The sequence below is a fragment of the Gluconobacter albidus genome (genome assembly GCF_002723915.1).
Lineage (GTDB): Bacteria > Pseudomonadota > Alphaproteobacteria > Acetobacterales > Acetobacteraceae > Gluconobacter > Gluconobacter albidus.
Window position 1 is genome coordinate 1 of the sequence record NZ_BEWL01000032.1, and the last position, 4762, is coordinate 4762.

A 4762-nucleotide genomic window follows, 5' to 3' on the forward strand; every position below is an offset into this window, starting at 1 on the left:
GGGTACTGCTGCTGGCGATCATCGGTTTTGTGATCTTCAATTCGATCACGGCGGTTTCGACACATTACGGCCTCACCCTTATGGCCCGTTATGGTGCGGGTACCGCTGCGGGCCTCGCCTGGGCATTGCTGGCGGGTTATGCGCGCAAAATGGTGACACGCTCCCAGCAGGGGCGTGCACTGGCCATTGCCATGGTGGGCACGCCAGTCGCGTTATCGCTGGGTGTTCCGACCGGAACCTGGCTGGGAGCTCTGATGGGCTGGAGGCTGGCCTTCGGAATCATGTCGGCCTCGACCCTGCTGCTGATTGTCTGGGTTCTGAAGAGCGTCCCTGATTTCCCGGGAGTTGCGCAGCATGAGCGTCTGCCGTTCGGGCGCGTTCTGCGGACTCCGGGCGTGCGGTCTGTTCTGGGCGTCGTGGTAACATGGATGCTCGCGCATAACGTTCTCTACACTTATATCGTACCGTTCATTGCACCGGCGGGACTGGCAGGAGAGGCGGACCGCATCCTCCTGCTTTTTGGTATTTCTGCCCTTGCAGGCATCTGGCTCACCAGTTGCACGGTCGATCATGCCCTTCGGCTTTCTGTTCTGGTCAGTCTGGCAATATTCGCTGCTGTTGCAGGCGTTTTTGCAATTGGGTCAGCATCGCCTGCGGTGATCATGATTGGAGTTACGATATGGGGTCTGACTTTCGGAGGGGCCGCGACGTTGCTACAGACGGCTCTGGCTGATGCAGCCGGGGAGGGCACAGATGCTGCATTATCGATGAATGTCGTCGTCTGGAACAGCGCCATAGCCGGCGGTGGCCTGTTGGGTGGTGTGTTGCTGGAAACGTGGGGAGCTCTGTCATTCCCCTGGATTGTGATGGCACTCGCTGCTGTAAGCTTCCTGATCGCATGGCAAGCCCGTTCCTATGGGTTCCGACCTGGCCATCGGCTCGGGCATGGAAAAGAAAACTGAGTATTCGATGACAAGCAGCGGATTGCGCTACCGCGTGATCACGCCCTGGCTAAAGATTGGTGCGCCGCTATACCTGCCAGGACACCCGACGCTGCTGCGACCGTTGCATTATGCATCGGGCTAGCGGCATCCCCAGCTGCATAGACACCGGACACAGAGGTTGCGCCCCAGGTATCGACCTTGATGAACGGACCGGTAGGTCCGTTTTCCAGAATACAGCCCAGATCCTCGGCAATCGGGCTGGCAGGTCTGGTTTTCGGTACCGTGAACACAGCTGCGACTTCAATGAGCCGTCCATCCGCCAGCTTCACGGCATCCAGACCAGGAGCATCTCCGATGAGAGAAATGATTGGAGTACGTTCGATCACGACGCCGCGCTTGCTAAGTAACATTGCCTGCTCTGGATCCGGCTCGTAAATTCCCTGAGTGAAGTAAGTTGTTGGTCCCCAATCGGGTATTAATGTTGCCTGATGGACTGACATTGGGTTGGTAGCGATAATTCCAAGCTGATGATTGCGGACCTCATATCCGTGGCAGTAAGGACAATGAAGAACGGTCTTGCCCCATCGTTCCGCTACACCAGGGATATCGGGCAAAGTATCGGAAACGCCAGTAGCGAGTATCAGCCGCTTCGCCTGAAATTTTTCTCTGTTGGCTAGATACACAGTAAACGTCTTGCCATTCCGTGCCACCTTCTGCGCGTCGTTCTGCAAGATCTGCGCAGTTGGATATCGCCGTAATTGTGCAGTGGCTTCACGCATAATGGTGTTAGGCGCTTTGCCGTCCTGGCCGAGGAAACCATGAGACGCGTCTGCGAAGCGGTTTCGCGGTAAGCCAGCATCGATCAGCAAAACGCTCATGCGAGCCCGTGCCAGCTGAATAGCTGCCGCTTGTCCGGCAAAGCTGCCGCCTATCACGATCACATCATACATCGTTAAATCCTATCCAACTTCATATGTAATATACGAAGTTACATATATGCCTATCAGCTTTTTGCAACTCTTGAAGTGACGTGATAGGAGAGCCTAAAGGGTAGGCGATGCAACTGGACGGTCGATTATCGAGAATGATGCACTTGCTGATCCATATGGATCGAGCAGATGGGCCCATCACCTCCGGTGAGGCAGCGGAAATGCTGCATACCAATCCGGTTGTTATTCGGCGTACGATGGCAGGCCTTCGGGATGTGGGGTTCGTTCGTTCCATCAAGGGGCACGCTGGCGGGTGGACGCTGCTGAAGCCGCTGGAAAGTATCTCGATGCTTGATGTCTACAAAGCCGTGGGGCAGCCGCGTATTTTCGCAATTGGCCTGGCCGACCCTGCGCCCGATTGCCTCGTCGAGCAGGCCGTAAATGCGTCAATGACGAGCGCACTCGAAAAAGCTGAGGCGCTTCTGATCGCTCAACTAGGCGAGGTCACTCTTGCAGAAATTGCCAAAGATTTTGACCGACGTTTTTCTGCGTCTTGTGCGAACTCGCTCTGAACCAGGGTGGTCTGCCGCTTTAGAGCTCAAAAAGCTTTGCATTTACTCGTGGAATGAAGCTCAAACGTAAAGCCGCACAATGCATAAAAATCGTAGCGGCTGGTTGCACGGGACCCTTCTGCTATGTGGGGTGTGCTTTGAGAGACCTTTTTGCCATAAACCTGTCTTTCATCGCGGAAACAAACGTTCGAACATTTACGGACTGACGTTCTTTGGCAGGGAACAGGATGAAGACCGGAAGTACTGAGGCGGGGGTGTCAGTCAAAATTCTTCGAAGCTGCCCATTTTCAACAAATTGGTGAGTTTGGTAGGATAATGCCGTGACGATGCCTAGATCTTCGATGGCGGCTGTGAGAGCCGCATCGACACTGTTCACGAAAAGCCGGGGCGAGACTTTTATCGAAAAACCAGATTTCCCGCCCTGTCGCCACTCAGAATATCCCGCTGCATATTCATTAACCTCAATGAGGCTATGCGTTGCGAGATCCTCAAAGACCTGTGGCTCTCCGTGTTTCTTCAGATAAGCCGGGCTGGCAACAAAGATTTTCTGGACCTCTCCGATTTTCTGCATCTTCAGGGCGCTGTCTTGTGGAGGTGCAATCCGGATGGCGAGATCAATTCCTTCCTCCACAAGATGAACAACCCGGTCTGTCAAAAAAAGCCTGATGTTCAATTGCGGCCAGGCTTTTAAAAGTTCTGTGACAACGGGAAGGACGTGTACCCGTCCAAAAATAACGGGGGCGGTGATCGACAACACTCCTTGGGGGGCAGTCCTCGCTCCTTGCGCTATAGCAATCGCACCATCTAGGTCGAAAATCGCTGCCCGACACCGAGCCAGAAACTCCACGCCTTCAGTGGTCAGATGTACAGAGCGGGTTGTACGGCTGAATAAGGAGATTCCGAGGGCTGTCTCTAGGCTTCTCACCGTCCGTGTTACCGTTGTTGCCGAAAGACCCAGCTTCCGGGATGCTCCGACAAAACTGGCGTGATCGGCCACGGCCATAAAGATCCGCAATGCCGGAAGGTCGATCAGATCTCTCTCCTGTAATCAACAAATTATAGCCACAAAACGCAATAATGAAGTGCGATTTCGACAGATTATCGCACGCTTTGTTCCGTGAGAAGACAATGTATCTGTTCAACCGTTTTTTTAGGGAGTGCTCCATGAAACTCTATTATCATCCCCTTTCGGGGCATGCGCATCGGGCGCACCTCTTTCTCTCTCTTGTCGGCCTGCCGCACGAATTGACGCTTGTCGACCTTGCAGCGGGTGAGCAGAGAACTCCGGAATTTTTAAGGCTGAACGCCTTTGGAGAAATTCCCGTTCTAGATGATGACGGGACCATCATTGCGGATTCCAATGCCATCCTTGTTTATGTCGCGCGAAAAATGGGGCCATCTCATTGGCTGCCAGAGGACCTAGTAACAGAGGCGGAAATTCAACGCTGGCTGTCTGTTGCGGCAGGAAAAATCACATATGGATGCTGTGCTGCGCGTCTTGTGACAGTCTTTGGAGCCTCCTTCAATCCGGAAGAGGTCATCCAGCGTGCTCATGACACACTCAAAGTGATCGAGCAAACCTTGCTGGGCCGGACCTGGATCGCAGGAACCCAAGAACCGACAATCGCGGATGTCGCGCTTTACAGTTATGTTGCGAGAGCTCCGGAAGGAAGTGTTGATCTATCAGAATACAAGGCCATTGGTAGATGGTTGCAGCGCACGGAAAGCCTGGAGAGGTTTGTTCCATTCGCGAATATTGTAGCGGATTTGAAAACAGGAGAGGCGCAATGAACTTTGCTCATCTGAGTCTAGATCATGTAGGCATTCGTGTGACGGATCTCGCCGTTTCCGAACGGTTTTATGCCAAATTTGGCTTCATCCGTGATCCAGAAGAATACGCTCCAGCGGTGAAAGCCTGTGGTCTACATCACCCATCCGGGCTTCGTCTTCATCTTATTTTTAATGGTGTGTCAGACCCGGCTGGTAATGTTCTGATGGATGTTCCTGTCAAATATCCAGGATACACACATGCGGCATTTATTATCGAAAGTATGGTAGATTTTGTTCCCTGGCTGGAACAGGAACGGATTACGATCACAGAAGGCCCAGTGCATATGGGGCACGACAGACGCGTCGTCTGTTTTATTCGTGATCCAGACAGGAACGTTTTGGAATTTAACGAAATTATCAAGTAATTATCTCTTATGTTAATATATTAACAAAGTATTATTTCATAAAAATTAAAATACTTCCTTGACGAGAGGGAATGTCAGAATACTAAAGGAGTAGTCCGATTAATCTAAACGCCCGTTGACCC

6 protein-coding genes are annotated in these 4762 nt (G+C 52.5%); 4 read left to right on the forward strand and 2 right to left on the reverse strand.

Features of this window, described 5'->3' with window-relative positions:
- Nucleotides 1-962, forward strand: a 962-nt coding sequence (locus GAL01_RS15170; RefSeq protein WP_099253391.1) for an MFS transporter, incomplete at its 5' end; no start/stop codon positions are given.
- Nucleotides 963-1000: 38 nt separating this feature from the next.
- Here the strand turns inward: GAL01_RS15170 and GAL01_RS15175 are convergent.
- Nucleotides 1001-1894 (reverse strand): NAD(P)/FAD-dependent oxidoreductase, encoded by an 894-nt coding sequence (locus GAL01_RS15175; RefSeq protein WP_062027064.1) that lies wholly within the window; start codon nt 1892-1894, stop codon nt 1001-1003.
- Nucleotides 1895-2028: 134 nt separating this feature from the next.
- On the opposite strand from GAL01_RS15175, the gene GAL01_RS15180 reads away from it, so the two are divergent.
- Nucleotides 2029-2445, forward strand: a complete 417-nt coding sequence (locus GAL01_RS15180) for an RrF2 family transcriptional regulator (protein ID WP_231865194.1) — start codon at nt 2029-2031, stop codon at nt 2443-2445.
- 121 nt (nt 2446-2566) lie between these two features.
- On the opposite strand, the gene GAL01_RS15185 is transcribed toward GAL01_RS15180, so the two are convergent.
- Nucleotides 2567-3460 (reverse strand): LysR family transcriptional regulator, encoded by an 894-nt coding sequence (locus tag GAL01_RS15185; protein WP_255308596.1) that lies wholly within the window; start codon nt 3458-3460, stop codon nt 2567-2569.
- Between the two features lie 149 nt (nt 3461-3609).
- On the opposite strand from GAL01_RS15185, the gene GAL01_RS15190 reads away from it, so the two are divergent.
- Both GAL01_RS15190 and GAL01_RS15195 read left to right on the forward strand, forming a co-directional pair.
- On the forward strand, nt 3610-4236 hold the full coding sequence (locus GAL01_RS15190) for a glutathione S-transferase family protein (RefSeq protein WP_062027072.1): 627 nt from the start codon (nt 3610-3612) through the stop codon (nt 4234-4236).
- Entirely contained in the window at nt 4233-4640 is a 408-nt protein-coding gene (locus tag GAL01_RS15195) for a VOC family protein (RefSeq protein ID WP_062027068.1), read from the forward strand. The genes GAL01_RS15190 and GAL01_RS15195 overlap by 4 nt, the downstream gene beginning before the upstream one ends.
- The last annotated feature ends 122 nt before the right edge of the window (nt 4641-4762 follow it).